Here is a 291-nt window from a genome sequence, read left to right on the forward strand (position 1 = left end):
CTCTCGTACACCGGGTTGCCCGCCGCCAGCGCCTCCGCCGCCGCCGCCACCGCACGCTCGTTCGGCGTCTGTGCCACGCTGGCGAAGCTCGTGCCGTTGCGCCCGACGCTCAGCGTCACCCCGGTCGGCTGGTAGCTCAGCCCGGTGCCGAGGAACAGGTAGTTCGGCGCCACCGCGTCAAACTGCCCGCTCACCCCCTGCTGCGCGCTCAGGATGGTGTACTGCTGGCCCAGCAGGCTGCGTACCTCGCTTTGCGTCAGCAGGTTGGCGCTGTTCTCCAGCGTCACCGCC

The 291-nt window shown here is 70.8% G+C and carries 1 protein-coding gene; it reads right to left on the reverse strand.

From position 1 onward, the window contains the following. On the reverse strand, positions 1–291 hold a 291-nt coding region (locus HMPREF3138_RS24495; protein ID WP_139145183.1), incomplete at both ends, for an autotransporter outer membrane beta-barrel domain-containing protein.

This window comes from Serratia sp. HMSC15F11, assembly GCF_001808215.1.
In the GTDB taxonomy this organism is placed as follows: Bacteria; Pseudomonadota; Gammaproteobacteria; order Enterobacterales; family Enterobacteriaceae; genus Serratia; species Serratia nevei.